Origin of the sequence: Micromonospora sp. NPDC049089, from assembly GCF_040648775.1 — a bacterium.
In the GTDB taxonomy this organism is placed as follows: Bacteria; Actinomycetota; Actinomycetes; order Mycobacteriales; family Micromonosporaceae; genus Micromonospora.
Window position 1 is genome coordinate 1 of the sequence record NZ_JBEZEH010000099.1, and the last position, 24,728, is coordinate 24,728.

Genomic DNA, 24,728 nt, shown 5'->3' on the forward strand with positions numbered 1-24,728 from the left:
GGGTCGATGTCGACCCGGGCCACCGGTGTACCCGGCCTCAGCCGGCTGAGCGACGACGGGCAGTTGGCCCGCCGACCCGTTCAGGAGTTGGGACGCTTGCCGTGGTTCGCGGCGCTCTTCTTACGAGCCTTCTTCTTCCTGGACTTCTTCGCCATGCTGACCTCCTCGTGATGGGTCGGATCCGTCCTGCGCACGACCTCGGCGCGGATGCGGCCACCGGCGGTCCGGCGTCGGGTCCGACCCGCTGATGGTAGTGCGGTCGACACCCGCCGCCTTCCCCAGGGCGGGCCTGTCATCCCGGCTGCGCCGCTGCCCGCCCACCGCCGGTCGACGCATGATTGGATACATCGGCAGGCACGTCGCGAAGAGGGAGGGCCTGGACATGGCCGAGGAGATCCGCGCCGAGATGGTGGCCAACGTCTGGAAGGTCGTCGCCACGGCGGGCGACACGGTGACCGAGGGCGACACCCTGGTGATCCTCGAGTCGATGAAGATGGAGATCCCGGTCGTCGCCGAGTCCGATGGTGTGCTCCAGCAGCTCGTCGTCAACGAGGGCGACGTCGTGCAGGACGGTGACCTGATCGCCGTGATCGCTTGACCGGGCTGCGCGTCCGTTCGGCCGAGTCGGTCGACTTCCCCGCGGTGGCCCGGCTGACAGTTGCCGCGTACGAGGCGGACGGCCAGCTCAAGGGCGAACACGGGTACGGCGAGGTGCTGGCCGACGTGTCGACCCGGGCGGCCAGCGGCGAGGTGCTGGTCGCTGTCGACGAGGTGACCGGGGCGGTGCTCGGCTCGGTCACGTTCGTGCTGCCGGGCAGCCCGTTCGCCGAGCTGGCCGGGCCGGGCGAGGCCGAGTTCCGGATGCTCGCTGTCGACCCGGGCGCTCAGGGGCGGGGTGTGGGTGCCGCACTGGTCGAGGCGTGTGTCGACCGGGCGACCGAGTTGGGTTGCACGGCGGTGGCGATCTGCGTCCGGGCGGGGATGGCCGATTCGGCGCACAGGCTCTACTCGCGGCGCGGTTTCGTCCGTTCGCCGGAGAAGGACTGGTCACCTTTGCCGGGTGTGGACCTGCTCGGCCTCCGGCTGGAGCTGACGCGCGGCTGAGCCGGCGACCGGCGGGCTCAGGTCGGCCGGCCGGCGGACCATTGACGGGCCGGACCGGCCACATCGATCACGAGATGGTCAGGCGTCAGGCTGCGTGCCGATGGCGGCCAGCAGTTCGTCGGCCACCTCCAGGGCGAGCTTGCGGCGTTCGTCGTCGCTGATGTGCGGCGCGCGGACCGCGAACCAGCTGGTGTGCACCGCGAACAGGGACAGCGCGGCGCGTAGCTGGGCGGCGGGGGAGTCGTCGCCCCGGCAGAGCGCTTCGGCCAGCTCCATCATCCGGCCGCGCATCTTCTGGCCGGAGGAGAGGCTCTTGAGCGCGGTCTGGTTCTGCTCGAAGAAGCGCATCACCGACGGCTGAGTGCCGTCGAACATCGTGTCGGCGTAGCGGGAGATCAGTTCGCGCCGGGTGGCCAGGGTCGCGGGCTGGGTGGCGGCCCAGGCGGTCAGCGCGTCCATCCGCTCCAGCCGGTCCTCGACGAAGCTGGCGACGATGTCGTCCTTGCTCTTGAAGTGGTAGTAGAGCGCGGCCTTGGTGACGTTGAGACGCTCGGCGATCTCCCGAAGCGAGGTCTTCTCGTACCCCTGCTCGGTGAAGAGTTCAAGCGCGACGGCCTTGATCCGTTCCCGCGTTCCGCCGCCTGTGCTCTCGCTCACCCACGCCCCCCAAATGGCTTGACCGCTCCTCGTACCCAACTTACCGTGCGGCTAGTAAGGTGACTAGCCGGGCGGCAAGTAAGTACGGCAATTCTCGGGGGGAGCTTACCTATGACTCAGGCAACCCAGGCCGGCACGCGACCCAACAACATCAGGGTCGTGCTGTTCGGGCTGATGATCGCGATGATGCTCGCGATGCTCGACAACATGATCGTCAGCACCGCGTTACCGCGGATCGTCGGCGAGTTCGGCGGGCTCAACCACTTCACCTGGGTGGTTACCGCGTACGTCCTGGGCACCACCGTCTCCACCCCGATCTGGGGCAAGCTCGGTGACCTCTACGGCCGCAAGTCGGTCTTCCTGACCTCGGTCGTCGTCTTCCTGGTCGGCTCCGCCCTCTGCGGCATGGCCGGCTCCGGGATGTTCGGCGGTCCAGAGGACGGCATGGTCCAGCTCATCGCCTTCCGGGCCGTGCAGGGCCTCGGCGCCGGCGGCCTCATGGTCGGCGTGATGGCGATCATCGGTGACCTGGTCCCGCCCCGCGAGCGCGGGCGCTACCAGGGCATGATCGCCGGCATCATGGCCATCGCCATGGTCGCCGGCCCGCTGGCCGGCGGATTCATCACCGACCACCTCTCCTGGCGCTGGGCGTTCTACGTGAACCTGCCGCTGGGTGGTATCGCGCTGCTCGTGCTGATCAGCACCATGCACCTGCCGAAGTACCGCACCGAGCACCGGATCGACTGGCTCGGCGCCGGGCTGCTCTCGGTCGGCATCACCGCGATCGTGCTCATCACCACCTGGGGTGGCAACGAGTACGACTGGGTGTCACTGCCGATCCTCGGCCTGGCCCTGCTGGCCGTCCTCGCGTTGGCGGCGTTCGCAGTGGTGGAACGCCGGGTCCAGGAGCCGATCCTGCCGCTGGCGCTCTTCGCCAACCGCAACTTCGCGCTGATCTCGGTGATCGGCTTCCTGCTCGGTTTCGCGATGTTCGGCGCGATGAACTTCCTGCCGCTCTACCAGCAGACCGTGCAGGGTGCCTCGGCCACCAACAGTGGTCTGCTGCTGCTGCCCCTGATGTTCGGCATGCTGGTCGTCTCGCTGGTCATCGGCCGGGCGATCACCCGCAACGGCAGGTACCGGGCGTACCCGATCATCGGTGGCGTGGTGATGACCGCGGGCATGGCGCTGCTGTCCATGCTCGACACCGACACCAGCAAGCTGATGTCCTCGCTGTACATGATCGTGCTCGGCGTCGGCATGGGCTTCCTCATGCAGACGTCGATGCTGATCGCGCAGAACAGCGTGGAGCAGAAGGACCTCGGCGCGGCCAGCGGCGCTGCCACCTTCTTCCGGTCGATCGGCGGTTCGTTCGGCATCTCGCTGTTCGGCGCGATCTTCGCCAATCGGCTGGCCAGCTCCGAGGGCGGTCGGGCCTTCGGCGGCGAGTCCGGCGGCGCGGGGATGGACCTGGAGAAGCTCAAGGAGCTGCCCGCCCAGGCGCGCGAAGCGGTGCTCGGTGGTCTCTCCGACGCCATCTCGCACGTCTTCCTCTGGGCGGTGCTGTTCACCATCGTGATCCCGGTGCTCGCCTGGTTCATCAAGGAGATCCCGCTGCGCACCGCGAACGAGGCGCCGCCGCAGGCCACCCCGGAGGAGGACGCCGAGGTCGCCCTCGGCAAGGCCCCGGTCGCCTGACCCCCAAACCCCGCGATCTTGCACTTTGTGCGCGTGCACAAGCACTGTTTCCGACAAGACGGCGACAGTAAGTGCAAGATCGCGGGGTTGCGGGGAATCAGCGGCGGAGCAGGCGTTGCCAGAGGCGGCGCAGGGGGTTGCGGGGGCGGGGAAGCCGGGGGGCATTGGCTCTCAGCAGCTCGGTGGCCAGTGCCGCCGTCGCCGGATCCAACTGCGGGGCGGCGAGTGCCAGGTGAGCCAGCGAGGCGGCGATCGGGACCGGTCGGCTCCGCGCCACGTCAGCCGCGTCGGCCAGCCGCTCCGCCACCACCCGGGCCACGTCCGGTCGCACCGAAGGGTCCACCCAGGCTGCGGTGACCAGGGCGAACAGGGCCGCCTCGGTGACCCAGTCCTCGACGCCCCAGATCAGATCGAGCAGCACCCGGCGTCGGGTCGAGCCCTCCCACGGCTCGTCGGTGCGGTGGTGCAGCAGCCCCAGACAGGCCCACACCTGGACTCCACGCACCCAGACCGACGGGTCGTGGGCCGCCAGCAGCCGACCCACCGCGTTCGCCGGTGCCGCCGGCGGGTGCACCAACAGACCGAGCAGGTCGTCCACGTCGAGGCCGGCCAGACCCACTGCCGCGTCGTACGCCGCCGGCGGGTGTGCCCACGCCGGATGGGCGATCTGCCCGATCCGTTCGACAGCCGTCGCCGAGGGCGCCGCCAGCGCGGGTGTGGGCACCGTGTCCGCGTAGTGCCACAACCGCTGAGCGGACTCCCGCCGGGGCTCGCGCGGGTCGGGCTCGGGCGCGCCGACGACCTCGATCCGCAGCCCGGGGGCTGTGGAGATCGCCGTCCCGACCGCGCTCGGCGGGGCGGCGGCGGAGAGGCGTACGGCACCGCCGAGACCGTTGTCGTCATCGGCCACCGCCTGGCGCATCGCGTCGACCAGGGGCCCGCCGGCCGGCGTGAGTTGGCCGAGCCAGGGCCGACCCCGGCAGCACTGGGCCAGGTCGCCGTGCTCGTGGCTGTCGTCCGGGTGGTCCCGTACGAAGTCGGCGAGCGCGACCAGGTGGGCGAGGTCGCCGTCGCGCAGGTGCCGCAGGCGGTGAGCGGTGTGCACCGCGCAGTCGAACGACGGATCGCGCGCCAGCGCCCGCTCGGTCCACTCCAACGCCTCGTCCAGCCGGCCGATCTCGGCCAGGGTGCCGGCGATGTCCGCGTAGATCGCCAGGTCGTCGGGGTCCAGCTCGACGGCCCGACCGAGGGCCGCGAGGCCATCGCGGGTCCGGCCCGAGCTGCGGTACGCGTACCCGAGCCACACCTCGCCCATCTTCGAGGGCTGTGCGCGTACTCCGCGGGTGGCCCAGCGGACCGCCAGCTCGACCTCGCCGAGGCGCCGGGCCAGCGCGGACGCCGCGCCCAGCAGCAGGCCGTGTTCGGGGTGCACCGTCGCCGCGTTGCGGGCGAGCGTGAGGTACGGGGTCAGCGGAGCCCGGCCGATCCGTGGCACCGGGTCGGGCAGTGCGGCGCAGACCTGCATGAGGACGCGGGCGATGTGCTCCGGTTCCAGTCGTTCGACCAGCTCGGGCGCGGTGACCCAGGGCACGCCGGCCCACTCGGTGCCGGGCGCGTACGACGTCGCCGCGGCCAGCAGTTCCAGCCCTTCGGCGGGACGCCCGGCGGTGGCGAGGAGGTGGGCGCGGGCGACCACCGCACCGACGAAGGTGTGGTGATTGATTGGGAAGAGGTCGAGGCCGCCGCCGCTCGACACGGCGAGCCGGGCGAGGGTCTCGTGCACCTCCGGCAGGGTGGGGGCCCGTGCCAACGCGCCGGCGAGGTGGCCGGCGGCGTGGTGCAGGTCGCCCTCGTCGAGTGCCAGCCGGGCCAGCGCCAGCTCCTCCGTCGCGGAGAGCGCGGGATCGTCCGTTCCCTCGGGCACGTCGTCCTCTCGTGGCAGTTAGACCGGGTGCAACGGGTAAAGCGTAGTTGATATTGAGATCAACTGGTGATCAGCTGCGCAGTCCTGCTCGTTCGATTGCTGAGATGCGCTTAAAAGTGCAAGACTGAGCAGGAATCGCGCGGCAACCGCGCAGGGGAGGGGTTTCCGTGACACGTGCAGGGGCTGGAATGGCCGCCGACATCGACGAGCAGCCGGCTGGCTACGCGCGCCTGCTCTCCGCCGCCAACGCCGCCGAAATCGCCCGGGTGGCGGCGGTCATCGCCGAACGTCGGCCACGGCACGTGGTCTTCACCGCGCGGGGCACCTCCGACCACGCGGCGCTCTACGGGGCCTACCTGACCGAGATCCGGCTCGGCCTGCCCGCCGGGCTGGCCTCGCCCAGCGTCGTCACCCTCTTCGGGGCCCGCCCCGACCTCTCCGACGCGCTGGTCGTCGGGGTCAGCCAGAGCGGCGGTTCGCCCGACCTGGCCGAGGTGCTGCGCGCCGCCAGGGCCTCCGGTGCGCTGACCCTCGCGGTGACGAACGCCCCCGACTCGCCGCTGGTCGACGTGGCCGAGCTGAGCGTCGACATCGCCGCCGGGCACGAGCGGGCGGTCGCCGCCACCAAGACGTACACCGCGGAGCTGCTCGCCCTGCTGATGCTGGTGGAGGGGATCCGGGCCGGCGACGGCGTGCTTCCGAACGCCGAACGGGAGGCGCTCGACGCACTGCCCGAGCTGGCCGCCCGCACCCTTGCCGACGGCACCCCGGCCCAGCTCGCCCCGCGCTACCGGTTCGCCCGTCAGCTGGTCACCACCGGCCGAGGGTACGCCTACCCCACCGCCCGGGAGGCTGCGCTGAAGCTGATGGAGACCTCGTACCTGCCGGCGCTCGCCTTCTCCGGCGCCGACCTGCTGCACGGCCCGCTCGCCATGACCGACCCGGAGGTCCCGGTGCTCGCCGTGGTCGGCTCCGGCCCCGGCGGCCGGTCGATGGGTGAGGTGCTGCCCCGCCTCGGCGAACGCCGCGCCGACGTCGTGGTGGTCGGCTCCGCCGACGTTCCGGGCGCCACCCGGCTGGCCGTCCCCGAGGTCGACGAGCGGTACGCCCCGCTGCTGGACATCCTGCCGATGCAGCGCTTGGCGCTGGCCCTGGCGCTCACCCGGGGCGAGGACCCGGACGCGCCGCGCGGGTTGAAGAAGGTCACCGCGACGATGTGAGGCGTGGCGTGGCACCCTGGTCACCGTGTCCACGCTGCGCGACCTCGCCGAGGAGCACACCCATCTCCGTCCGGCCGACATCGACCACCTGCACCGGATCGCGGGCGACTGGCAACTGCTCTCCGATCTGTCCTTCGCTGACCTGCTGCTCTGGGTGCCGGTCGACGCCGAGGGCACGTTCCTCTGCGTCGCCCAGGTGCGCCCGACCACCGCACCTACCGCCTACCAGGACGACCAGGTGGGTCGGATCGTCGGCGGGCCGGAGGTGGCCCACCTGGGGGTGGCGTACTCCCAGGCTCGGATCTGGCGTGAGGGCGACCCGGTCTGGTACGGCGACGTGCCGGCCCGGCACGAGGCGATCCCGGTCCGGCTGCGTACCGCCGAGGGGGAGGCCGGCGAGGTGATCGCCGTGGTGGGGCGGGACACCAACCTCTCCACCGCGCGTACGCCCAGCCAGCTGGAGCTCAACTACCTCACCACCGCCGACGACCTGGCGCAGATGATCGCGGACGGCACCTTCCCGCCGCCGCGGCATCCGGGCGAGACCACCTCGGCGCCCCGGGTCGGCGACGGACTGGTCCGGCTCGACGCCGGCGGCAAGGTCACCTACGCCAGCCCCAACGCCCAGTCCGCGTACCGCCGACTGGGCTACGCCTCGCACCTGGTGGGGGAGGACCTGGCCGCGCTGCACCGCCGGTTGGCCGGTGACCCGCTGGACGGCACCGAGGCCTCGAACGGCATCCTGGCCGCGCTGCGTGGTGAGGCGCCACCCCGCCGGGAGATCGACGCACGAGGTGCCACGATGCTCACCCGGGCGCTGCCGCTGATGCCGGCCGGGGTGCCGATCGGAGCGTTGGTGCTGGTCCGGGACATCACCGAGGTCCGCCGCCGGGACCGGGCACTGATCACCAAGGACGCCACCATCCGGGAGATCCACCACCGGGTGAAGAACAACCTCCAGACCGTGGCCGCGCTGCTGCGGTTGCAGGCCCGCCGGGTGGCCATGCCGGAGGCGCGGGTCGCGCTGGAGGAGTCGGTACGCCGGGTCGCGTCGATCGCCCTGGTGCACGAGACGCTCTCCATGTCCAGCGACGAGGCGGTGGAGTTCGACGGCATCGTCGACCGGGTGGCCAGCGCGGCGACCGAGGTCGCGGCGACCGAGGTGAGCGTCGGCATGCGTCGGCGGGGCAGCTTCGGGGTGCTGCCGGCGGAGATCGCCACCTCGCTGGTGATGGTCCTCAACGAGTTGCTGCTCAACGCCGTCGAGCACGGCTTCCCGCCGGCCGACGACGCGGAGGAGGAGGCCCCGGTGGCCTCCGCCTCCGGCATGGTGCCGGTCGCCGCTCCCGAGGTGGACCCGTCGCTGCGGCCCGAGGTCGTGGTCTCCGCGCACCGGTTCCGCAAGATGTTGCACGTCTCGGTGACCGACAACGGGCGCGGCCTACCCCCGGACTTCGACGCCGAACGCGGGAGCCGGCTCGGCCTCCAGATCGTCCGAGCCCTGATCACCGGGGAGCTGCGCGGCACCATCGAACTGCGCGCCGGCGCCAACGGTGGCACCGAGGCCATGCTGGTAATCCCGCTGGCCCGCACCACCACCCACGACGGCCGCTCGCAGACCTGACCCGCTCTGCCGCCTCCGGTGGGGCGGGCGACCGGGCCCGCCCACCTCGATGCGCCTGATGACGGTGAGTCATCGTGATGACTGAGAGGCATCACGCCCATCCTGATGTCCGCTCCCGCCGCAGACCCCCGCCGGCACCTGGGGGTCGGGTCAGCGGTCGGGGCGGCTGGTCAGCAGGGCGACGGTCAGGCCGGGGCGCTGCCAGACCTGGGCGACGGTGAAGTCCCTGCGGAGCGCGTCGCCCTTGGCGTCGGGCACGGCGGCCAGCGGCTCGGCGTGCCGGCCGGAGACGACGAGCCACACCCGTGTCGTACCGGCCAGGCACGGTGCCGGCTGGGGGCACTCGGCGGCCCACAGATCGCCGCGGCGGACCTCGTCCTCGGTGACCAGCACGTCGCGTGGTGGGTCGCTGAGGTGGTACTCGATGCCGAGATCGAGGAAGAGCCAGCTGTGCCGGGGTGAGTAGACCACCGCGTCACCGGGACGTTGACCGTCGGCGATCACCCGGGCCGCCCCCGCGTAGTCCACCGGCGCGCTGCGCGGCCACTCGTGGGTCCGTCGCAGCGCGGCCTGATCGGGCAGGCCGAGCAGCCCGGCCAGCACCACCACGACGAGCGCCGCCGGAGCGGCCACGGCGGCCAGCGCCGCGCCCGCCAGCAGGCACGCGAAGGGCACCACGAAGACCAGATACCGAGGCACCCACAGCGGTACGACAGCGCCGGCGGCGAAGAGCAGCAGTACGGGCAGCAGCACCGCGCTGACCGGCAGCAGGGCGCGCCGCCCGAGCCGGGCCGCGCCCAGCGCGGCGACCCCGAGCAGCAGGCCACCCACCACGCTGCTCTGTGCCACGCCGCCGGGCAGCGCGGTCAGGTCGTCCAGCCGGGCCAGGTGGACCCAGTTCAACTGCCGGGACTGCTGGGTCCGCGCCTTCACCAGCAGCGGGCCGGCCAGCAGCGCGACCGGCAGCACGGCGACCAGCCACCGCCACACCCGCCGGTCCCGCGTGGCGTCGGGCTGGGCCGGGGTGGCGATGCCGGCCGGGGTCGGGCCGCGCCACCAGGCGACGAGGACGACCAGCGCATGGGCGGCCAGCAGTGTGAGCGCGATCAGGTGGATGAGCCCGAGAACGGCGACGGCGGCCGCGTAACCGGCCCAACGGGCCCAGCTCGGTCGGCGCAGCGCGCTCACCAGCAGCAGTGTGGCGAGCACGGCGAGCATGGTGGCCAGCGCGTACGGGCGAGCCTCCTGGCCGTAGCGGGAGGTGCCGGGGAGCACCGCGAACAGCAGCCCGGCGAAGAGGCCGCCGCGCCGGTCGACGAGCCGCGCGCCGAGCACGGCGAGCAGCCCGGCGGCCACCGTCATCGCCAACACCGCCGGTACGCGCAGGGCGATGGTGGAGTCGCCGAAGACCCCCGTCCAGAGGTGCATCAGCAGGTAGTACGGCCCGGTGGCGGCGTCGATGGTGCCGGCCAGTCGGGCCAGATCGCCGGGCGACCGGGTGGCCGCGCTCCACGTCGCCAACTCGTCGCGCCAGAGCTGGGCGGAGCCCAGCCCGGTCACCGTCACCGCCAGTGTCACCAGCGCCGGGGGGAGCCAGACCGGCAGGCGGCGCAGGTGCTCCCACGCCGCCCCGGCCGACCTCTCGGACAATTGCCCCACGGTTCGAGCCTGCCACGGCCGGCCGGAGAACTCGGCCCGTGATGTGGGATCCAGCACGCGGACATTGGCCGGCCCCCATGGGGTGTGGCAGCATGGGGCCCATGACCGCCGCAGTCGTCCGCCGCTTCGTGGCACGTCGCCACGTCGATTACGGCCGCGTGCGCAGCGCGATCTGTCCGGCCTACTGACGACGCCCGACCAATCCGTCTCGGGCGCGCTCCGCGCCGGCTGTCTGAAGACACCGTTGTCCCGCCCGCTTCGCCGGGCCGGCCGCCGCGCCCCGCGTATCCCGAGGCACAGCAGACAACGGAGGACGCCGCGATGGCGGTCAGCAGCATCCCGGCCCGTTCCGAGGACCCGACGGCTCGTCCGACCCGAGCGCCGCGCCGGCCACGGGGTGAGGGTCAGTGGGCGCTCGGCCACCGCGAGCCGCTCAACCCCAACGAGCGGATCAAGAAGGACGACGACCCGCTCAACGTCCGGGCCCGCATCGAGACCATCTACGCGCACCGGGGCTTCGCCTCGATCGACCCACAGGACCTGCGGGGCCGGTTCCGCTGGTGGGGCCTCTACACCCAGCGCAAGGCGGGCATCGACGGCGGGCGTACCGCAGTGCTGGAGCCGCACGAGCTGGAGGACGAGTTCTTCATGCTCCGGGTCCGCATCGACGGCGGGCAGCTCAGCCTCGCCCAGCTGCGGGTGATCGCGGACATCTCCCGGGAGTTCGCGCGGGACACCGCCGACATCACCGACCGGCAGAACATCCAGTACCACTGGATCCGGGTCGAGGACATGCCGGAGATCTGGCGTCGGCTGGAGTCGGTCGGTCTGCAGACCACCGAGGCGTGCGGCGACTGCCCGCGCATCGTGCTGGGCAGCCCGGTCGCCGGGGTGGCCCGCGACGAGCTGCTCGACCCGACCCCCGCGATCGACGAGATCGTCTCCCGGTACGTCGGCGACAAGCAGTTCTCCAACCTGCCCCGCAAGTTCAAGACGTCGATCTCCTGGCTGGTGGACACCCCGTACGAGTCGAACGACATCGCCTTCCTCGGCGTCGACCACCCGGAGCACGGGCCCGGTTTCGACGTCTGGGTCGGCGGGGGCCTCTCCACCAACCCGATGCTCGCCAAGCGCCTCGGCGTCTGGGTGCCGCTGGCCGAGGTACCGGACGTGTGGGCCGGGGTGGTCGGGATCTTCCGCGACTACGGCTACCGCCGGCTGCGCAACCGGGCCCGGTTGAAGTTCCTGGTGGCCGACTGGGGCGTGGAGCGCTTCCGTGAGGTCCTGGAGAAGGACTACCTCGGTCGTACGCTGCTCGACGGCCCGGCACCGGTCCTGCCATCGAAGCCGGTCGACCACGTGGGCGTGCACGAGCAGGCCGACGGGCGGCACTACGTGGGCGCCGCTCCGGTGGTCGGGCGGGTCTCCGGCGCGCAGCTCAGCCAGCTGGCCGACGTGGTCGAGGCACACGGCAGCGACCGGGTGCGGCTCACCCCGTACCAGAAACTGCTGGTGCTCGACGTGCCGTCGGAACGGACGGAGTCGCTGATCGACGGGCTGCGTGCGATCGGTCTGGAGGCCCGGCCGTCGGCCTGGCGGCGCGGCACGATGGCGTGCACCGGCATCGAGTACTGCAAGCTCGCCATCGTCGAGACGAAGGCCCGCGGCGAGGAACTGGTGGCCCGGCTCGAGCAGCGGCTGCGCGACTTCGACGCGGACATCTCGATCCACATCAACGGCTGCCCGAACGCGTGCGCACGTACCCAGGTGGCCGACATCGGGCTCAAGGGTCAACTGGTGGTCGGCCCGGACGGCCGACAGGTCGAGGGCTTCCAGGTGCACCTGGGCGGCGGGCTGGGCATGGCCCAGGGGCAGACCGCCGGTTTCGGCCGCAAGCTTCGCGGCCTGAAGACCACCGCCGACGAACTTCCGGAGTACGTGGAACGGCTGGCCCTTCGCTACCTGGCCGGTCGGAGCGAGGGCGAGACGTTCGCCAACTGGGTGATCAGAGTCGACGAGGAGGAACTGCGGTGAGCAGCGAGAACCGAGCGGCACCCCTGTACTGCCCGTACTGCGGCGAGGAGGACCTGCGGCCGCACGAGGCGGGTCACGGCGCCTGGGAGTGCCACGCCTGCACCCGGGTCTTCTCGGTGAAGTTCACCGGGCTGCTGAGTCGGGCGGTGACCTCATGAGTCTCGTCTCGGCTGCGAACCTACGCCTGGTGGGTCCGGGCGGCTCGACGTCGGTCGACCCGGCCCGGCGCGACCCGGACGAGCTGCGGGCCCTGGCCGAGCAGGCCGCTCGGGACCTGGAGGGCGCCCCGGCACTGGAGATCGCCCGCTGGGCGGCGCAGACCTTCGGTGAGCGGTTCTGCGTGACCAGCTCGATGGCCGACGCCGTGCTGGCGCACCTGGTCTCCCGGGTGGCCCCTGGGGTGGACGTGGTCTTCCTCGACACCGGCCTGCACTTCCCCGAGACGCTGCGGGTACGCGACGAGGTCGCCCGGACGCTGCCGGTGAACGTCCGGTCGATCCGGCCCCGGCTCACCGTCGGCCAGCAGGACGGCCAGTACGGCCCTCGACTGTTCAACAAGTCGCCGGACGACTGCTGCCAGTTGCGCAAGGTGGAGCCGCTGGAACGGGCGCTGACCGGGTACGACGCCTGGGCTGCCGGGCTGCGCCGGGACGAGTCGCCGAGCCGGGCCAACACACCGGTGGTGACCTTCGACGCGCGTCGGGGCAAGGTCAAGGTCAACCCGATCGCGGCCTGGTCGCAGAAGGATGTGGACTCCTACATCGCCCGTTACAACGTGCCGGTCAACGAGCTGTTCAAGCAGGGTTACGGGTCGATCGGCTGCTGGCCGTGCACCCGCCGTACGAAGGCCGGCGAGGACGCGCGGGCCGGCCGGTGGGCCATGTTCGAGAAGACCGAGTGCGGGCTGCACGTCTGACCTCCCCGGCGACGACCCCGACCGGCCTCGGTGCGGCCGGCGGGGCGGATCCGGTGGTGTTGGTCGCGCACGGCAGTCGTGATCCACGGGCGGCCGATGCCACCCGGGCGCTGGCTCGGGCGGTGTCGGCGGCCCGGCCGGGCACACCGGTGTGGGCGAGTTGGCTGGACCACACCGAACCGGGGCCGACCGAGGTGCTGCGCGACCTGGCCGTGGCCGGTCACCGCCGGGCGGTGCTGGTGCCGCTGCTGCTGACTGCCGCGTACCACCATCGGGTGGACATTCCGGCGGCGGTCGCCGCGGCGGCGCGGTCCGGGCCACCGCTGTCGGTACGGGTCACCGATGTGCTCGGGCCGGCGGACGACACGCCCGATCCTGGGCTGCTGGCCGGGCTGTGTCGACGGCTGGGCGAGACGCGTGAGGGCCGCTTCGACGCGTTGGTGCTGGCCGCGGCGGGCACCCGGGACGCGCGGGCGCGACGGTCGGTGGGCCGGGTCGCCGATGCGCTCGGTGTGGAGTTCGGGGTGCCCTGCCGGGTGGCGTACGCCTCGGCGGCTCCACCGGCTGCCGGTGTGGCGGTGTCCCGCTTGCGGGCGTCCGGCGCGCGACGCGTCGCGGTGTCCGCGTACTTCCTGGCGCCGGGGCTGTTCCACGACGCGGTGACCGAGGCGGCCGGGGCGGCGGGTGCGGTGGCGGTCGCCGCGCCGTTGACCGACGCGCCGGAGCTGGTCGAGTTGGTGCTGCGTCGGGTCGACGACCGGCCCGCGCTGGCGTCCACGGGCTGACCCATGCCGGCCGGCACTGTGGGATCCACGGTGCCTACACTGTGTGATCCGGTGCCGGACGGCAGAACGCCCCGGCGGGCGAACCCACCGGGGCGTGCAGCTGTGTCGTTGGGGATCAGGCGGAGTGAGCGCGCAGCACCCGGAGACCGCCGCGCCGCTTGACGGCGCGCCGCTCTTCCTCGCTCATTCCGCCCCAGACGCCGGCGTCCTGACCAGACTCGAGTGCCCACTGAAGGCACTGGTCGGTCACGGAGCAGCGCCTGCAGACGGCCTTGGCCTGCTCGACCTGCAGGAGAGCCGGACCGGACGTCCCGATCGGGAAGAACAGCTCGGGGTCCTCGTCGCGGCAGACACTATGGTGACGCCAGTCCATGGCGGCAACACTCCTCATTCTGGATGGGTGGCGAACAATTGCTTGTCGTGCTTTTCCTATATGCATCCGCAGTGCCGATGGTGACAGTTAGCGTCTGTCCATTCGGCAGTGCGTGAGCAGGCGTTCAGCGCCGGGGACCTGCTGGAACAGCTCAACCTGACGAGCATATCCAGGCAATGTCCCGGTAACTCAAGTTCGCTTGTGAATACTTTCACGAACAGTCGCGATGTCAAGGGTGACGCTCGGAAAAACTCCGGGCGGTGAGCAAGCCCACAACCCATTTGTCCGGGTTCCAGTGCTTTCCTGGTTACCCGCCGTGCCACAGTCGAGGATCAATATAGTACAGTCCGCGTGACATTGCTGACATTTCCGGCACCTGCTCCTCGGTGTGGCGGCGACCAGGTCGATCGGTTGTGGCCACCGTGTCGACCAAGGGCAGTACCCGAGACCTAGCAGATTACTCTCAGTGCGGCGGGAACGGAGGTGAATCTGACTTTCTCCCGCTCGCCGAGATAGTCCCCGTCCAGCTGGAACGCCTGCGGACGGCCTGAGACCAGCGTGAACTCCGGCGTGTCATGGAGTCGTAACACCTGCCGACCGCGTGGATCCGGTTGCCGGGACAGGAACTGCGTCACTGTCCGTGTTGTGCTAGCCACCCGGAGCTGACGCAGCGCCAGCACATCGAGCCCGAGATCGAACGACGCCGCCGGGTTGGGGTTGACCTCGCGGTCGCCCAGGTACGTCCACGGCGCCGTGTTCTGGATGATGACGGTGGCCAGCTCGGTCTCCGCCGGCTCGCCCGGACGCTCCAGAACGATCGCCGGGTGCCGGCGGTCCGAGGCGAAGAAGTACTGATTCATGATCGAACGCAGATAGAGCGACGGCGTCGAGACCCGACCCTTCCGCCGGGCCTGCTCCACCCGGTGGATCACCGCGGCGTCCAGGCCGAAGCCGGCGCAGAAGGTGAAGTAGCGGTCGTCGGCGAGGCCCAGCCCCACCGTCCGGCTCCGGCCCAGCCGCAGCCCTTCCAGGATCATGCTGGTCGCCTCCGGCCACTCCCGGGGCAGACCCACCGCGCGGGCGAACACGTTGGTCGAGCCACCGGGGACGGTCGCCAGCGCGGGCAGCCGCTCGGCCATCGGTGCGTCGTCGCCGCGAGTCGGCGGTTCGGCCGTCATCAGGCCGTTCACCACCTCGTTCACTGTGCCGTCGCCACCCAGGGTGACGACCAGGTCGACGCCCTCAGCGGCTGCCTCCCGGGCCAGCGCCACGGCGTGCCCACGCCGACGGGTGTAGCGCACGCTGAGATCGACTTCGCTGCGCAGCGCCCGGACGAGCACGTCCCGGCTGCGTTCGCTGGTGGTGGTGGCCTTCGGATTGACCACCAGGACGGCCCGCATGGGCGGCACTGTACCTTCCGGCAGCCCGGGTATCGTGGCGCGCGTGACCATCGACTCGGCCCCGATCCCCGTCACGCTCCGCTGGGCGGTCCGGCTGCTGTGGGCGGAGGCCGCCGTCGTCGGGCTGATCGCCGTCTGGCTGGTCTGGGCCGACCTCACCGCCACCCGCACCGACCTGCTGGCGGCACTGCTGGTGACCGTGTTCGCCGTCGGGGCGGCCGTCGCGCTCTGGGCCCTGGGTCGGGCGCTGCTACGGCGTCAGGCGGGCGCACGAGCCCCCGCGATCGTGCTTCAGCTGATGCTGCTGCCGATCGGGTGGTTCATGATCCAGGCCGGCCTGGGCTGGCTGGGCGTGCCGCTGATGGTGTTCGGCCTGGGCGTGGCCTGGCTGTTGATCTGCCCACCGACGACCCGCGCCCTCGGCTTCGAGTGACCGTGCCGGTGCGTCGGACCGGTCAGTAGCCGCCGGAGCGACGGGTGAGCAGCGCGATAGTGGCCCGATCGCCGGCGGAGGTGGCGGACGCCGAGGTGGTCAGCGCGGTGAGCACCTTCCAGGCGAAGGACGACTCGGCGGGCAGGGTGGCACCGCGCACCGTCGGCACCGTCACCTCGACCGTCAGCGCGTCGTCGGTGACCGCGAAGCGGCACTCCAACTCGGCGTCGCGGGTGGCGATGGCGAGCAGCATGGCGCACGCCTCGTCGACAGCGATCCGCAGGTCCTCGATCTCGTCGAGCGCGAACTGCAACCGGGCCGCGAGACCCGCGGTGGCGGTGCGGAGCACGCCGAGGTAACCGCCGTCGGCAGGCACCGTGAGGTGCACCACGTCGTCGTCGGTCGCTGGCTGGCCAGTCAGTTGAGTCACGCCTCATCCCCCCGGTCGGGGACTCTACCCGGTCGGTCGCCCATTACGCGTGCCGGCGGTGGTGGCTTGCTCGGCCAGCTCGCGGAGCGCGGTGCCGCTGAGCCGGTAGGCAACCCACTCGCTCATCTGTTCGGCGCCGATCGAAGCGTAGAAGCCGGCAGCCGGATTCCAGTCGATCATCTGCCACTCCAGCCGCTGGTAGCCCCGCCGTACGCAGATGTCGGCCAGCGCGGCGAGCAGCAGTCGACCCGCTCCGGTGCCCCGGGCGGACGGCCGGACGTAGAGGTCCTCCAGGTGGATGCCGTGCACGCCGGCCCAGGTGGAGAAGTTGAGGAACCACAGCGCGAACCCGACCGGCTCGTCGTGCTCGTTGACCGCGACGTGACCGAAGAGCGCCGCAGCGGTCGTACCACCGCTGCCGCTCGGCGTGCCGCTACCTGGAGCAGCCGCGAAGAGCGCCGAGGTCAGCTGCTCGTTGGTGAGGTGGCACTGCTCCGGGGCACGCTCGTACTCGGCCAACTCGTGCACCATGGCGACGACGGCCGGCACGTCCTCGGGACGTACCGGCCGGATCGTCGGAATGACCGGGGAGGTCACGCCTTCTTGGTCTCCCAGAAGATCTTCGAGATCTCGTCGATCTTCGCGAGCAGCTTGTCGGCGGTGGCCGGGTCGAGGCTGCCCTTGACGCCGCCGGCGCCGGCGAGCTTGGTGGCCTCGTTGAACAGGCTGTGCAGGTTCGGGTACTTCTCGAAGTGCGGCGGCTTGAAGTAGTCGGTCCACAGCACCCAGAGGTGGTGCTTGACCAGCTCGGCGCGCTGCTCCTTGATGATGACGGCGCGGGTGCGGAACTCCGGGTCGGTGTTCGACTGGTACTTCTCGCAGATCATTTTGACCGACTCGGCCTCGATCCGGGCCTGTGCCGGGTCGTAGACACCGCACGGCAGGTCGCAGTGAGCGCTCGCGGTGACGCGGGGCGCAAGGATGCGCGGAAGTCGCATCAGGATCCTCCATGGGAAGTTTGCGATGATCAAAGGCGACATTACTCCTGGGAATGCTCCCCGAACCGGGTGGAGGTGAAACCAGTGGCCGCCGATCACCCGGCTGAGGTGCCCCGGTTGCGGAGGCCGCTGACCGCCGTCCTGGTGACCGGCCCGTCCATGGCCCCGACCCTGCGCCACGGTGACGCGGTGCTGGTTCGTCCCGGTGGCCGCCCGATCCGAGCCGGCGACGTGGTGGTCGCGGTCTTCCGGACCCGGCCCGATCTGCTGGTGGTGAAGCGTGCGGTCCGGCCACAGGACGGCGGCTGGTGGCTACGCGGCGACAACGACCTGATCACCGATGACTCCCGGGCGTACGGGGTGGCCGACGTACGTGGACGGGTGGTGGCCCGCTACTGGCCGCGCCCCGGACGGGTGCCTCGTCGTCAGTTATGACCCTGCTCACATCCGGGGGGTGGTGCCGACACTATGCTCGGAAAGTGCCCGGGTGACCCCCCGCACCGCGTGCCACCGCTCGCCGCCCACCTCGCGGCGGGGCAGGCCGCCTCACATCTGCTCGACAGATCCTGGAGTCACCACCATGTCTTCGTCCACCGTGGACCCCGCTGATCCCGTCTTCCTGCTGCACCGGGGCGGCAAGATGGCCGTCACCTCGACCGTGCCGCTCACCAGCCGGGAGGACCTCTCCCTGGCGTACACCCCGGGGGTGGCCCGGGTGTGTGAGGCGATCGCCGCCGACCCCGCCCTGGTGGACGACTACACCTGGGTGTCGCACACGGTCGCGGTGGTCACCGACGGCTCGGCGGTGCTCGGGCTGGGCAACATTGGCCCCCGGGCCGCGCTGCCGGTGATGGAGGGCAAGGCGGTGCTGTTCAAGCAGTTCGCCGGGGTGGACGCGGTGCCGGTGTGCCTGGACACCCAGGACGTGGACGAGATCATCGCGGTGGTGCGGGCACTGGCGCCCTCGTTCGGTGGGATCAATCTGGAGGACATCAGCGCGCCGCGCTGCTTCGAAATCGAGCGCCGGCTCGACGAGGCGCTGGACATCCCGGTCTTCCACGACGACCAGCACGGCACCGCCATCGTGGTGCTGGCCGCGCTGCGCAACGCCGCGATGTTGCTCGACCGCAAGCTCGGTGACCTGCGGGTGGCGGTGAGCGGCGCGGGCGCGGCCGGCGTGGCCGTGACGAAGATGCTGATCGCCGGGGGCGTCAACCCCGACCAGGTGGTGGTCTGCGACTCCAAGGGGATCATCGGCCGGCACCGCACCGAACTGACCGGCACCAAGGCCGAGTTGGCGGCGAGCACCAACGCCGACGGCCGCCACGGCGACATCACCGAGGCGCTACGCGGCGCGGACGTGCTGATCGGGGTCTCCGGCGGGCAGATCCCCGAGGCCGCGGTGGCTCAGATGGCACCCGGCGGGATCGTGTTCGCGTTGGCGAACCCGACTCCCGAGGTGCACCCCGAGGTGGCCGCCCGGCACGTCGCGGTGGTCGCCACCGGGCGCAGCGACTACCCCAACCAGATCAACAACGTGCTGGCCTTCCCCGGGGTGTTCCGCGGCGCGCTGGATGCCGGTGCCACCCGGATCACCGAGGCCATGAAGGTCGCCGCCGCGGACGCCATCGCCGGCGTGGTGGCGGAGTCCCTGACCGCCGACGCGATCGTTCCGTCCCCGCTCGACCCGCGCGTCGCGCCGGCAGTGGCCGAGGCGGTCGCCGAAGCCGCCCGCCGCGACGGCGTCGCCCGCCGGTAAACCGCACGCGTAGGCCCGGGGTGCCCAGGCGCAGCATGCGCCGCTGGTCTGCGCGCACGCGTGGGCCAGGGGCGCTCCGGCGCAGCACGCGCCGCTGGCCTACGCGCACGGCTTCTTAACGAGCGCTCAGCTTGTTACCGTGCCGATCATGCGTGCTGCCTTTGCCTCCCGTTTCGACGACGCCGACCCGCTCGCCGCGCTCACCGTCGGCGAGCGGCCCGAGCCGACCCCGCCGGCCGACGACTGGGTGACCGTGCAGTTGCGGGCCACCTCGCTCAACCACCACGACCTCTGGTCGCTGCGCGGGGTCGGACTCACCGAGGCCCAGCTACCGATGATCCTCGGCTGCGACGCGGTCGGGCTGGACCCGGAGGGACGCCCGGTGGTCGTGTACCCGGTGGTCGTCACGCCGGGTGACCCGCGCGGGGTTTCCATCCTCTCCGAGCACTTCGCCGGGACGCTCGCCGAGCGGGTGGTCGTACCCCGGTCGAATCTGATCCCGCTGCCCGACGGCATGGCGGCGACCGACGCGGCGTGCCTGCCCACGGCCTGGCTGACCGCGTGGCGGATGCTGACCACCAAGGGACGCGTCGCGGACGCCGACAGCGTGTTGGTCCAGGGCGCGGGCGGCGGCGTGGCCACCGCGGCCGTCGCACTCGCCGTCGCGATGGGCAAGCGGGTGTACGCGACCAGCCGCGACGCGGTCAAGCGGGACCGGATCTCGGCCCTCGGCGCCACCGCCTTCGAGCCGGGTGCCCGGCTGCCGGAGCGTGTCGACGTGGTGATCGAGACGGTCGGCGCTGCCACCTTCGACCATTCGCTGAAGTCGGCCGCGCCGATGGCCCGGATCGTGGTCTCCGGCGCGACAGCCGGACACGAACCGTCGGTCAACCTGCGCCGGGTCTTCGCCATGCAGCTGGAGATCCTGGGCACCTCGATGGGCACGCCCGGCGAGCTGTACGAGCTGCTGGCGTTCTGCTCCGACAACGAGGTGCGCCCGGTGGTGGACAGCGTCATCCCGTTCAGCCGGGTCGAGGACGCCTTCGCCCGACTGCACTCCGGCGACGCCTTCGGCAAGGTCGTCATCGACCACACCGCCTGACGCGCCGCACCGCAACGCCCGCCCGGCCCCGCGCCGTCCAGCCGGGCCCGCCGCAAGATCGCGCAACATCATGGAAATAGTGGCCTCCACGTCGTGGGAGGCCACTATTTCCTGGTTACTGCACGATCTTGGGCGCGGGCGCGGCGCAGCGGAGCGCTCGGGGCGCGGGGCGCGTCGGGCGCGCGGTCAGAGGTGGTCGTCGAAGGTGGCTATGTCGCCGCGCGTCGCGTCGGTGGAGATGCGCTTCTTGGCATCCGCGTCTCCGTAGAGCGACCAGCGCAGGAACTCGATCGACGTGTCCGACACCACCCGCAGCGCGGCCTTGTCCTTGAGCATCGTCCGCCCATGGTCGCCCTTCGGCAGGCTCAGCATCGCCTTCGGCCAGGGCACCTTGTCGTACGCGGCCCTGCCCGCCGCGTACTCGACCACCTCGTCCAGCTCGCCGTGCACGAACAGTTGCGGTGCGGCGGCACCGGCGAACGCGGTGCCCACGCCCAGCGCCGTGCCCGCGAACACCACACCCGCGTCCAGCCGCTTGTCCCGGCTCGCGGTGAACAGCCCGATGGGGGTCACCCCGCCCGCCGAGTGCCCGGCCGCGGCCACCCGGTCGGCGTCCAGCCGGCCCTGCAACTGGTCGTCGGCCTTGCTGTCCAACGCGAGCACCTGGTCCAACGCGTACGACACATCGGCGGGTTGGTTGAGCACGTCGAGGACGTTGTTGTCCGCGCCCCGCGAGGTGTGCGGGAACGTCGGCGCGGCCACCACGAACCCTGCTGCCGCCCAGCGGGTCAGTAGCGTGGCGTAGTCGTCCGGCCGGCCACCCAGGCCGTGACTGAACATCACCACCGGGAACCGGCCGTGCGCCCCCAGCAACCCCGGCGTGACGGGGCCGTTCTCGCCGAGCGCCGGGTACCAGATCCGCACCGGCAGCGCCCGGCCGTCGCGGTTCAGCTTCAGGTCGCGTACGCCGACGGGGTAGGGATTTTCTGGCGCGTGCCCGGCCGGGACCTGTGGCGTCGCCGGGGCGGTGGGCTCCGGCGCGGCCGGCGCCCGCCGAACCGGGGCGTCCGTGGAGCACCCGACGAGAGCGGCCAGAAGCAGGGCGGTGATCAGCATTGTGGGGGTGACGCGACGCGGCATGAATCTGATTGTGCCCTGCCCGGCGGACCCGCCCGGCTGGCTTCGTCGCGCTGTGCCCACCCGGTCACCGGCCGCTGCGTCCCGGCATCAGGCTCAGTCAGGCCGCAGCACGTTCGGTCAGCGGACGTCGCCGTCGTGCGGTGTCGGTCAGCGCGCGCGGAGGGAAGGCGGCGTTGGGGTCGTACCGGTTCGTTCCGGGCGGAACGATCTCGTCGATCCGGTCGAGGGTCGCGTCGTCCAGGGTGAGCGTGGCGCCCTTGAGCAGGTCCTCCAGGTGCGGCATGGTCCGCGGTCCGATGATCGCCGAGCTGACGGCCGGATGGGCCACCGTGAAGGCGATGGCGAGCTGCGGGAGCGTGCAGCCGATGCTCGCCGCGAGGTCGACGAGCTGTTCCACGATGTCGAGCTTGGCGGCGTTCTCGGCGATCGTGGGGTCGAACTGCGCCGGCCGGAGCACGGCCCGCCCGGTCGACAGGTCGATGGGCTGGTCCCTGCGGTACTTGCCGCTGAGGAACCCGAAGGCGAGCGGGCTCCAGACCAGCACCCCCATGCCGTAGCGCTGGCAGACGGGGAGGATCGACGCTTCGACGCCGCGGGCCAGGATCGAGTACGGCGGCTGCTCGGTGCGCAGGCGTCCCAGGCCACGACGCTCGGACACCTGGTGCGCCTCGACGATCTCCTCGGCCGGGAAGGTCGAGCAGCCGAAGGCGCGGATCTTCCCGTCGCGGACGAGGTCGCTGAGTGCCGAGAGCGTCTCCTCGATGTCGGTCGAGGGGTCGGGACGGTGGATCTGGTAGAGGTCGATCCAGTCGGTGTTCAACCGCCGGAGGCTCCCCTCCACCGCTTTGAGGATCCACCGCCGCGAGTTGCCGCCCTGGTTGGGTCCCTCGCTCATCGGAAAATGCACCTTGGTGGCGAGCACGACGTCGTCCCGGCGGCCCCGCAGCGCCTTGCCCACGATCTCTTCGGACTCGCCCCGGCCGTACATGTCGGCGGTGTCGATGATGTTGATGCCCTGGTCGAGGGCGGTGTGGATGATGCGGGCGCAGTCGTCGTGGTCGGGGTTGCCGACGGCGCCGAACATCATGGTCCCGAGGCAGTGGGTGCTCACCTGGATGCCGGTGCCGCCGAGGCTGCGATAACGCATGTCGATGCTCCTTGGCTGATGTGCTAGCGATCACCGCGCACCCTAGGAGCTAGAGTCAGCTCTAGGTCAACTCCTCGTTACCCTGCTCGGCATGGCCGAGATCACCGCGGGTCTGAGCATCGGGCAGGTCGCCGAACGCACCGGCTTGAGCGTGCACACCCTCCGCTTCTACGAGCAGGAGGGCCTCTTCGTCGGCCCGGTGCGGCGTGGCCCTGCCGGGCGTCGCAGCTACAGCCAGGACGACGTGGACTGGCTGACCGTCTGCATCATCCTTCGCGCCTCCGGGATGCCCCTGCCCGCGCTCCGGCGGTACACCGACCTCGTCCGGGAAGGCGCCGGCAACGAGGAGGAACGGCTCGCGCTGATGCGCGAGCACCACAGTCGCGTCACCACCCAGATCGACAGGCTCACCCAGAGCCTGGACCTGATCACCTTCAAGGTCGGGGTGTACGAGGACCTACTCGACCCGCACCGGAGCGCAGCCGAGCTAGATCCTCGGCGTCCTTCGGGCGACGGGGACGTTCCGGCATCCAGACCGGGTACATCTGCTTGAACTCGATCTGAGCCGCCACCGAGATGGTCGGCGCGCAGAGCGGGCCGATCCGGCCGGGTGGGGCGTCCAGCATCCCGGCCGGCAGCGGGGTGCCGGTCCAGGACCCGGCGCCCACCGTCGGTCGGCCGGCGGCGTCGCGACCCAGGTACGCGAAGCTGACCTCCACGTCGGCGGCGAACAGGTCGAGCTGCGACTCCACGGGCATCCTCGGGTCGGGAAGCCAGCCTCGGGCCAGCAGCAGGTCGGCCAGCCGGTCGGCGTCGTCGCGCCAGCAGTACCAGTCGACGTCGAGGTGCGGGCGGGTCACCGCGCCGAGCTGGAAGTCCATCGCCCAACCGCCGCGCAGCCACACCGGGATGCCGTCCGCCCCGGTCACCTCGATGACCTCGGCGATGCTCGCCAACTGCCGGCGCGCAAGCTCGTCCATCGGACGACCGTACCGACATCGACAGGGTCAGTGGGCCGGGCGGGACTCGTAACGGGTCAGGATGGGGGAGTGGGCGTCGGCGGGGAGCCGGGCAGCGGCGGCCCGGTCGCCGTAGAGGGTCCAGCGTAGGAAGTCGGTGGTGGTGGCGAGGACCGAGGCGAAGCCCGGGTGGCCCGGCGCGAGGTACGCGCCGTGGTCCCCGCCGAGCAGGCTGAGGAACGCGGCCGGCCCTGGGGTGCGCGCGTACGCCGCCCGGCCGACCGTCACCGGCACCACCGGGTCGGCGGTGCCGTGCACGAAGAGCACCGGCGCGGCCGGTCCGGCGAAGCTGCCCGGCAGCCCACCGCCGGCGATCACGATCCCGGCCCGTAGCCGGGCCGGGTGGCCCTCGCTGAACATGCCGGAGGTGGTGAAGCCGCCCGCCGAGTGCCCGGCGGCGGCGACCGAGGTCAGGTCGAGGTGCCCGGCGAGGGGATCGGCAGGGCGCCGGTCGAGGTCGCCCAGATAGCGGATCAGTCGCCAGGCGTCGGCCGGCTGGTGGCGCACGTCGGCCCGGGTGAAGTGGGCGGCACCCTGTCGGGTGTGCGGATACGCGGGTGCGGCCACCACGAAACCGGCGGCCGCCCAGCGGCTGGTCAGGCCTGCGTGCAGCTCGGGTCGGCTGCCCAGCCCGTGGCTGTAGATCACCACCGGGAACCGTCCGGCCGCCACCCGGCCGGTCGACGCCGGGTACCAGATCGTCACCGGCAGAGGGCGCGCCGAGCGCGGATCGAGGGTGAGCGTATGCACGCCGACGGCGTACGACCCCTCGGGCGCCCGACGCGCCGACGCCGGCCCGGTGGCCCCGCCAGCCACGGCGGTGGCCGGCGCACAACCGGTCAGCAGCGCTGTCACCAGTACGGCCATCAGCCGGCCCGCCCCCATCGTTCCACGGTAGGTGCCTGGGCGGGCGTAGCGTCCCCGCCGTCCGGCTCGGGTGCACCCGCCACCCGGTCGGGTCACCTCCGCCGGCCGGGTCCACCCCTGGGACGCAGCGGGCCAGGGACGGTGCGGCGTGACCAGCTTCGCTAGGGTCACCGACATGCCTGAGAACTACACGGACCCCAGCGGCAACACCGAGGCGTTCCGCGCCTTCAACCAGACGCCGGAGACTGCGACGCCGACGGAGGCTCCGTCCCGCCTGCCGCTCATCATCGGTGCGGCAGTGGTCGTCGTGGTGCTGGTGGCACTCGTCGCCTGGCTGGCGACCGGCTGACCGAACCGCCTGGCTGGCGACCGGCTGACCGAACCGACCGGCTGGCCTAGCTGCCTGGCTGGCCCCGGCACTGAATGGGCTTCACCGACT

The 24,728-nt window shown here is 71.6% G+C and carries 27 protein-coding genes; 15 read left to right on the forward strand and 12 right to left on the reverse strand.

Going from position 1 to position 24,728, the window contains the following annotated elements:
• The first annotated feature begins 376 nt into the window (after positions 1 to 376).
• Both AB0B48_RS18310 and AB0B48_RS18315 read left to right on the forward strand, forming a co-directional pair.
• Positions 377 to 598 (forward strand): biotin/lipoyl-binding carrier protein, encoded by a 222-nt coding sequence (locus tag AB0B48_RS18310; protein WP_181518367.1) that lies wholly within the window; start codon positions 377 to 379, stop codon positions 596 to 598.
• Positions 595 to 1,104 (forward strand): GNAT family N-acetyltransferase, encoded by a 510-nt coding sequence (locus AB0B48_RS18315; protein ID WP_357202775.1) that lies wholly within the window; start codon positions 595 to 597, stop codon positions 1,102 to 1,104. The genes AB0B48_RS18310 and AB0B48_RS18315 overlap by 4 nt, the downstream gene beginning before the upstream one ends.
• Positions 1,105 to 1,182: 78 nt before the next feature.
• On the opposite strand, the gene AB0B48_RS18320 is transcribed toward AB0B48_RS18315, so the two are convergent.
• A complete protein-coding gene (locus AB0B48_RS18320; protein ID WP_355008158.1) occupies positions 1,183 to 1,761 on the reverse strand; it encodes a helix-turn-helix domain-containing protein in 579 nt (192 codons plus the stop codon).
• Positions 1,762 to 1,872: 111 nt separating this feature from the next.
• On the opposite strand from AB0B48_RS18320, the gene AB0B48_RS18325 reads away from it, so the two are divergent.
• Positions 1,873 to 3,459, forward strand: a complete 1,587-nt coding sequence (locus tag AB0B48_RS18325; RefSeq protein ID WP_357202778.1) for an MDR family MFS transporter — start codon at positions 1,873 to 1,875, stop codon at positions 3,457 to 3,459.
• 97 nt (positions 3,460 to 3,556) lie between these two features.
• On the opposite strand, the gene AB0B48_RS18330 is transcribed toward AB0B48_RS18325, so the two are convergent.
• On the reverse strand, positions 3,557 to 5,383 hold the full coding sequence (locus AB0B48_RS18330) for a tetratricopeptide repeat protein (RefSeq protein WP_357202781.1): 1,827 nt from the start codon (positions 5,381 to 5,383) through the stop codon (positions 3,557 to 3,559).
• Between the two features lie 188 nt (positions 5,384 to 5,571).
• On the opposite strand from AB0B48_RS18330, the gene AB0B48_RS18335 reads away from it, so the two are divergent.
• Positions 5,572 to 6,603: an SIS domain-containing protein gene (locus tag AB0B48_RS18335; protein ID WP_357202824.1), complete on the forward strand. Its 1,032-nt coding sequence runs from the start codon at positions 5,572 to 5,574 to the stop codon at positions 6,601 to 6,603.
• 25 nt (positions 6,604 to 6,628) lie between these two features.
• Entirely contained in the window at positions 6,629 to 8,227 is a 1,599-nt protein-coding gene (locus AB0B48_RS18340) for a histidine kinase N-terminal domain-containing protein (protein WP_357202784.1), read from the forward strand.
• A 150-nt stretch (positions 8,228 to 8,377) separates the two neighbouring features.
• On the opposite strand, the gene AB0B48_RS18345 is transcribed toward AB0B48_RS18340, so the two are convergent.
• Complete coding sequence (locus AB0B48_RS18345; protein ID WP_357202788.1) at positions 8,378 to 9,886, reverse strand: glycosyltransferase family 39 protein; 1,509 nt, start codon at positions 9,884 to 9,886, stop codon at positions 8,378 to 8,380.
• Between the two features lie 321 nt (positions 9,887 to 10,207).
• Here AB0B48_RS18345 and AB0B48_RS18350 point away from each other — a divergent pair, with 321 nt between their 5' ends.
• From AB0B48_RS18350 to AB0B48_RS18365, 4 genes are read left to right on the forward strand one after another with little or no spacing between them, the layout of a single operon-like run.
• Positions 10,208 to 11,920 (forward strand): nitrite/sulfite reductase, encoded by a 1,713-nt coding sequence (locus AB0B48_RS18350; protein ID WP_357202791.1) that lies wholly within the window; start codon positions 10,208 to 10,210, stop codon positions 11,918 to 11,920.
• Positions 11,917 to 12,078, forward strand: a complete 162-nt coding sequence (locus AB0B48_RS18355; RefSeq protein WP_165435836.1) for a hypothetical protein — start codon at positions 11,917 to 11,919, stop codon at positions 12,076 to 12,078. The genes AB0B48_RS18350 and AB0B48_RS18355 overlap by 4 nt, the downstream gene beginning before the upstream one ends.
• Positions 12,075 to 12,836: a phosphoadenylyl-sulfate reductase gene (locus tag AB0B48_RS18360; RefSeq protein ID WP_357202794.1), complete on the forward strand. Its 762-nt coding sequence runs from the start codon at positions 12,075 to 12,077 to the stop codon at positions 12,834 to 12,836. The genes AB0B48_RS18355 and AB0B48_RS18360 overlap by 4 nt, the downstream gene beginning before the upstream one ends.
• Positions 12,833 to 13,621 (forward strand): CbiX/SirB N-terminal domain-containing protein, encoded by a 789-nt coding sequence (locus AB0B48_RS18365; RefSeq protein ID WP_357202827.1) that lies wholly within the window; start codon positions 12,833 to 12,835, stop codon positions 13,619 to 13,621. The genes AB0B48_RS18360 and AB0B48_RS18365 overlap by 4 nt, the downstream gene beginning before the upstream one ends.
• A 115-nt stretch (positions 13,622 to 13,736) precedes the next feature.
• Here the strand turns inward: AB0B48_RS18365 and AB0B48_RS18370 are convergent, their stop codons facing one another.
• Positions 13,737 to 13,994 carry a WhiB family transcriptional regulator gene (locus AB0B48_RS18370; protein WP_088950012.1) on the reverse strand — a complete coding sequence of 86 codons (258 nt, stop codon included), beginning with the start codon at positions 13,992 to 13,994 and terminating at the stop codon, positions 13,737 to 13,739.
• A gap of 449 nt (positions 13,995 to 14,443) precedes the next feature.
• Positions 14,444 to 15,394: a diacylglycerol kinase family protein gene (locus AB0B48_RS18375; RefSeq protein WP_357202797.1), complete on the reverse strand. Its 951-nt coding sequence runs from the start codon at positions 15,392 to 15,394 to the stop codon at positions 14,444 to 14,446.
• A 43-nt stretch (positions 15,395 to 15,437) separates the two neighbouring features.
• Between AB0B48_RS18375 and AB0B48_RS18380 the strand changes: the two genes are divergently transcribed.
• Positions 15,438 to 15,827, forward strand: a complete 390-nt coding sequence (locus AB0B48_RS18380) for a hypothetical protein (protein ID WP_355008150.1) — start codon at positions 15,438 to 15,440, stop codon at positions 15,825 to 15,827.
• Positions 15,828 to 15,849: 22 nt separating this feature from the next.
• On the opposite strand, the gene AB0B48_RS18385 is transcribed toward AB0B48_RS18380, so the two are convergent.
• Genes AB0B48_RS18385 through sodN form a run of 3 tightly spaced genes read right to left on the reverse strand, consistent with a single transcriptional unit; the run spans position 15,850 to position 17,255 of the window.
• Entirely contained in the window at positions 15,850 to 16,257 is a 408-nt protein-coding gene (locus tag AB0B48_RS18385; RefSeq protein WP_355008149.1) for an ATP-binding protein, read from the reverse strand.
• A gap of 24 nt (positions 16,258 to 16,281) precedes the next feature.
• Positions 16,282 to 16,854, reverse strand: a complete 573-nt coding sequence (locus AB0B48_RS18390) for a GNAT family N-acetyltransferase (RefSeq protein ID WP_357202802.1) — start codon at positions 16,852 to 16,854, stop codon at positions 16,282 to 16,284.
• Positions 16,851 to 17,255, reverse strand: a complete 405-nt coding sequence (gene sodN / locus AB0B48_RS18395; RefSeq protein WP_030490383.1) for a superoxide dismutase, Ni — start codon at positions 17,253 to 17,255, stop codon at positions 16,851 to 16,853. Before sodN ends, AB0B48_RS18390 begins: the two co-directional genes overlap by 4 nt.
• Positions 17,256 to 17,339: 84 nt before the next feature.
• Here sodN and AB0B48_RS18400 point away from each other — a divergent pair, with 84 nt between their 5' ends.
• The 3 genes from AB0B48_RS18400 (at position 17,340) to AB0B48_RS18410 (ending at position 20,116) form a co-directional block, all read left to right on the forward strand.
• A complete protein-coding gene (locus AB0B48_RS18400) occupies positions 17,340 to 17,690 on the forward strand; it encodes a S24/S26 family peptidase (RefSeq protein ID WP_220090464.1) in 351 nt (116 codons plus the stop codon).
• A gap of 145 nt (positions 17,691 to 17,835) precedes the next feature.
• Positions 17,836 to 19,014, forward strand: coding sequence for an NADP-dependent malic enzyme (locus AB0B48_RS18405; protein ID WP_357202806.1), 1,179 nt, complete (start codon positions 17,836 to 17,838; stop codon positions 19,012 to 19,014).
• A 139-nt stretch (positions 19,015 to 19,153) separates the two neighbouring features.
• Positions 19,154 to 20,116 carry a zinc-binding dehydrogenase gene (locus AB0B48_RS18410; protein WP_355008145.1) on the forward strand — a complete coding sequence of 321 codons (963 nt, stop codon included), beginning with the start codon at positions 19,154 to 19,156 and terminating at the stop codon, positions 20,114 to 20,116.
• Positions 20,117 to 20,302: 186 nt separating this feature from the next.
• On the opposite strand, the gene AB0B48_RS18415 is transcribed toward AB0B48_RS18410, so the two are convergent.
• Positions 20,303 to 21,256 (reverse strand): chlorophyllase, encoded by a 954-nt coding sequence (locus AB0B48_RS18415; RefSeq protein WP_357202809.1) that lies wholly within the window; start codon positions 21,254 to 21,256, stop codon positions 20,303 to 20,305.
• Positions 21,257 to 21,353: 97 nt separating this feature from the next.
• Positions 21,354 to 22,403: an aldo/keto reductase gene (locus AB0B48_RS18420; RefSeq protein ID WP_357202812.1), complete on the reverse strand. Its 1,050-nt coding sequence runs from the start codon at positions 22,401 to 22,403 to the stop codon at positions 21,354 to 21,356.
• 91 nt (positions 22,404 to 22,494) lie between these two features.
• Here AB0B48_RS18420 and AB0B48_RS18425 point away from each other — a divergent pair, with 91 nt between their 5' ends.
• Entirely contained in the window at positions 22,495 to 22,956 is a 462-nt protein-coding gene (locus AB0B48_RS18425; RefSeq protein WP_357202815.1) for a MerR family transcriptional regulator, read from the forward strand.
• On the opposite strand, the gene AB0B48_RS18430 is transcribed toward AB0B48_RS18425, so the two are convergent.
• Together AB0B48_RS18430 and AB0B48_RS18435 are read right to left on the reverse strand one after the other, a co-directional pair.
• A complete protein-coding gene (locus AB0B48_RS18430; protein WP_357202818.1) occupies positions 22,838 to 23,383 on the reverse strand; it encodes an aminoglycoside adenylyltransferase in 546 nt (181 codons plus the stop codon). The genes AB0B48_RS18425 and AB0B48_RS18430 overlap by 119 nt on opposite strands.
• A gap of 27 nt (positions 23,384 to 23,410) precedes the next feature.
• Complete coding sequence (locus AB0B48_RS18435; protein ID WP_357202821.1) at positions 23,411 to 24,307, reverse strand: alpha/beta hydrolase; 897 nt, start codon at positions 24,305 to 24,307, stop codon at positions 23,411 to 23,413.
• Between the two features lie 157 nt (positions 24,308 to 24,464).
• Between AB0B48_RS18435 and AB0B48_RS18440 the strand changes: the two genes are divergently transcribed.
• Positions 24,465 to 24,638, forward strand: a complete 174-nt coding sequence (locus tag AB0B48_RS18440) for a hypothetical protein (protein ID WP_355008141.1) — start codon at positions 24,465 to 24,467, stop codon at positions 24,636 to 24,638.
• Positions 24,639 to 24,728 lie beyond the last annotated feature (90 nt).

Excerpts from the sequence above, each read along its gene's own strand:
- AB0B48_RS18325 (WP_357202778.1), top strand. The coding sequence starts at position 1,873 with ATGACTCAGGCAACCCAGGCCGGCACGCGACCCAACAACATCAGGGTC.
- AB0B48_RS18335 (WP_357202824.1), top strand. The coding sequence starts at position 5,572 with ATGGCCGCCGACATCGACGAGCAGCCGGCTGGCTACGCGCGCCTGCTC.
- AB0B48_RS18350 (WP_357202791.1), top strand. The coding sequence starts at position 10,208 with ATGGCGGTCAGCAGCATCCCGGCCCGTTCCGAGGACCCGACGGCTCGT.
- AB0B48_RS18360 (WP_357202794.1), top strand. The coding sequence starts at position 12,075 with ATGAGTCTCGTCTCGGCTGCGAACCTACGCCTGGTGGGTCCGGGCGGC.
- AB0B48_RS18370 (WP_088950012.1), bottom strand. The coding sequence starts at position 13,994 with ATGGACTGGCGTCACCATAGTGTCTGCCGCGACGAGGACCCCGAGCTG.
- AB0B48_RS18375 (WP_357202797.1), bottom strand. The coding sequence starts at position 15,394 with ATGCGGGCCGTCCTGGTGGTCAATCCGAAGGCCACCACCACCAGCGAA.
- sodN (WP_030490383.1), bottom strand. The coding sequence starts at position 17,255 with ATGCGACTTCCGCGCATCCTTGCGCCCCGCGTCACCGCGAGCGCTCAC.
- AB0B48_RS18405 (WP_357202806.1), top strand. The coding sequence starts at position 17,836 with ATGTCTTCGTCCACCGTGGACCCCGCTGATCCCGTCTTCCTGCTGCAC.
- AB0B48_RS18415 (WP_357202809.1), bottom strand. The coding sequence starts at position 21,256 with ATGCCGCGTCGCGTCACCCCCACAATGCTGATCACCGCCCTGCTTCTG.
- AB0B48_RS18420 (WP_357202812.1), bottom strand. The coding sequence starts at position 22,403 with ATGCGTTATCGCAGCCTCGGCGGCACCGGCATCCAGGTGAGCACCCAC.
- AB0B48_RS18425 (WP_357202815.1), top strand. The coding sequence starts at position 22,495 with ATGGCCGAGATCACCGCGGGTCTGAGCATCGGGCAGGTCGCCGAACGC.
- AB0B48_RS18430 (WP_357202818.1), bottom strand. The coding sequence starts at position 23,383 with ATGGACGAGCTTGCGCGCCGGCAGTTGGCGAGCATCGCCGAGGTCATC.
- AB0B48_RS18435 (WP_357202821.1), bottom strand. The coding sequence starts at position 24,307 with ATGGGGGCGGGCCGGCTGATGGCCGTACTGGTGACAGCGCTGCTGACC.
- AB0B48_RS18440 (WP_355008141.1), top strand. The coding sequence starts at position 24,465 with ATGCCTGAGAACTACACGGACCCCAGCGGCAACACCGAGGCGTTCCGC.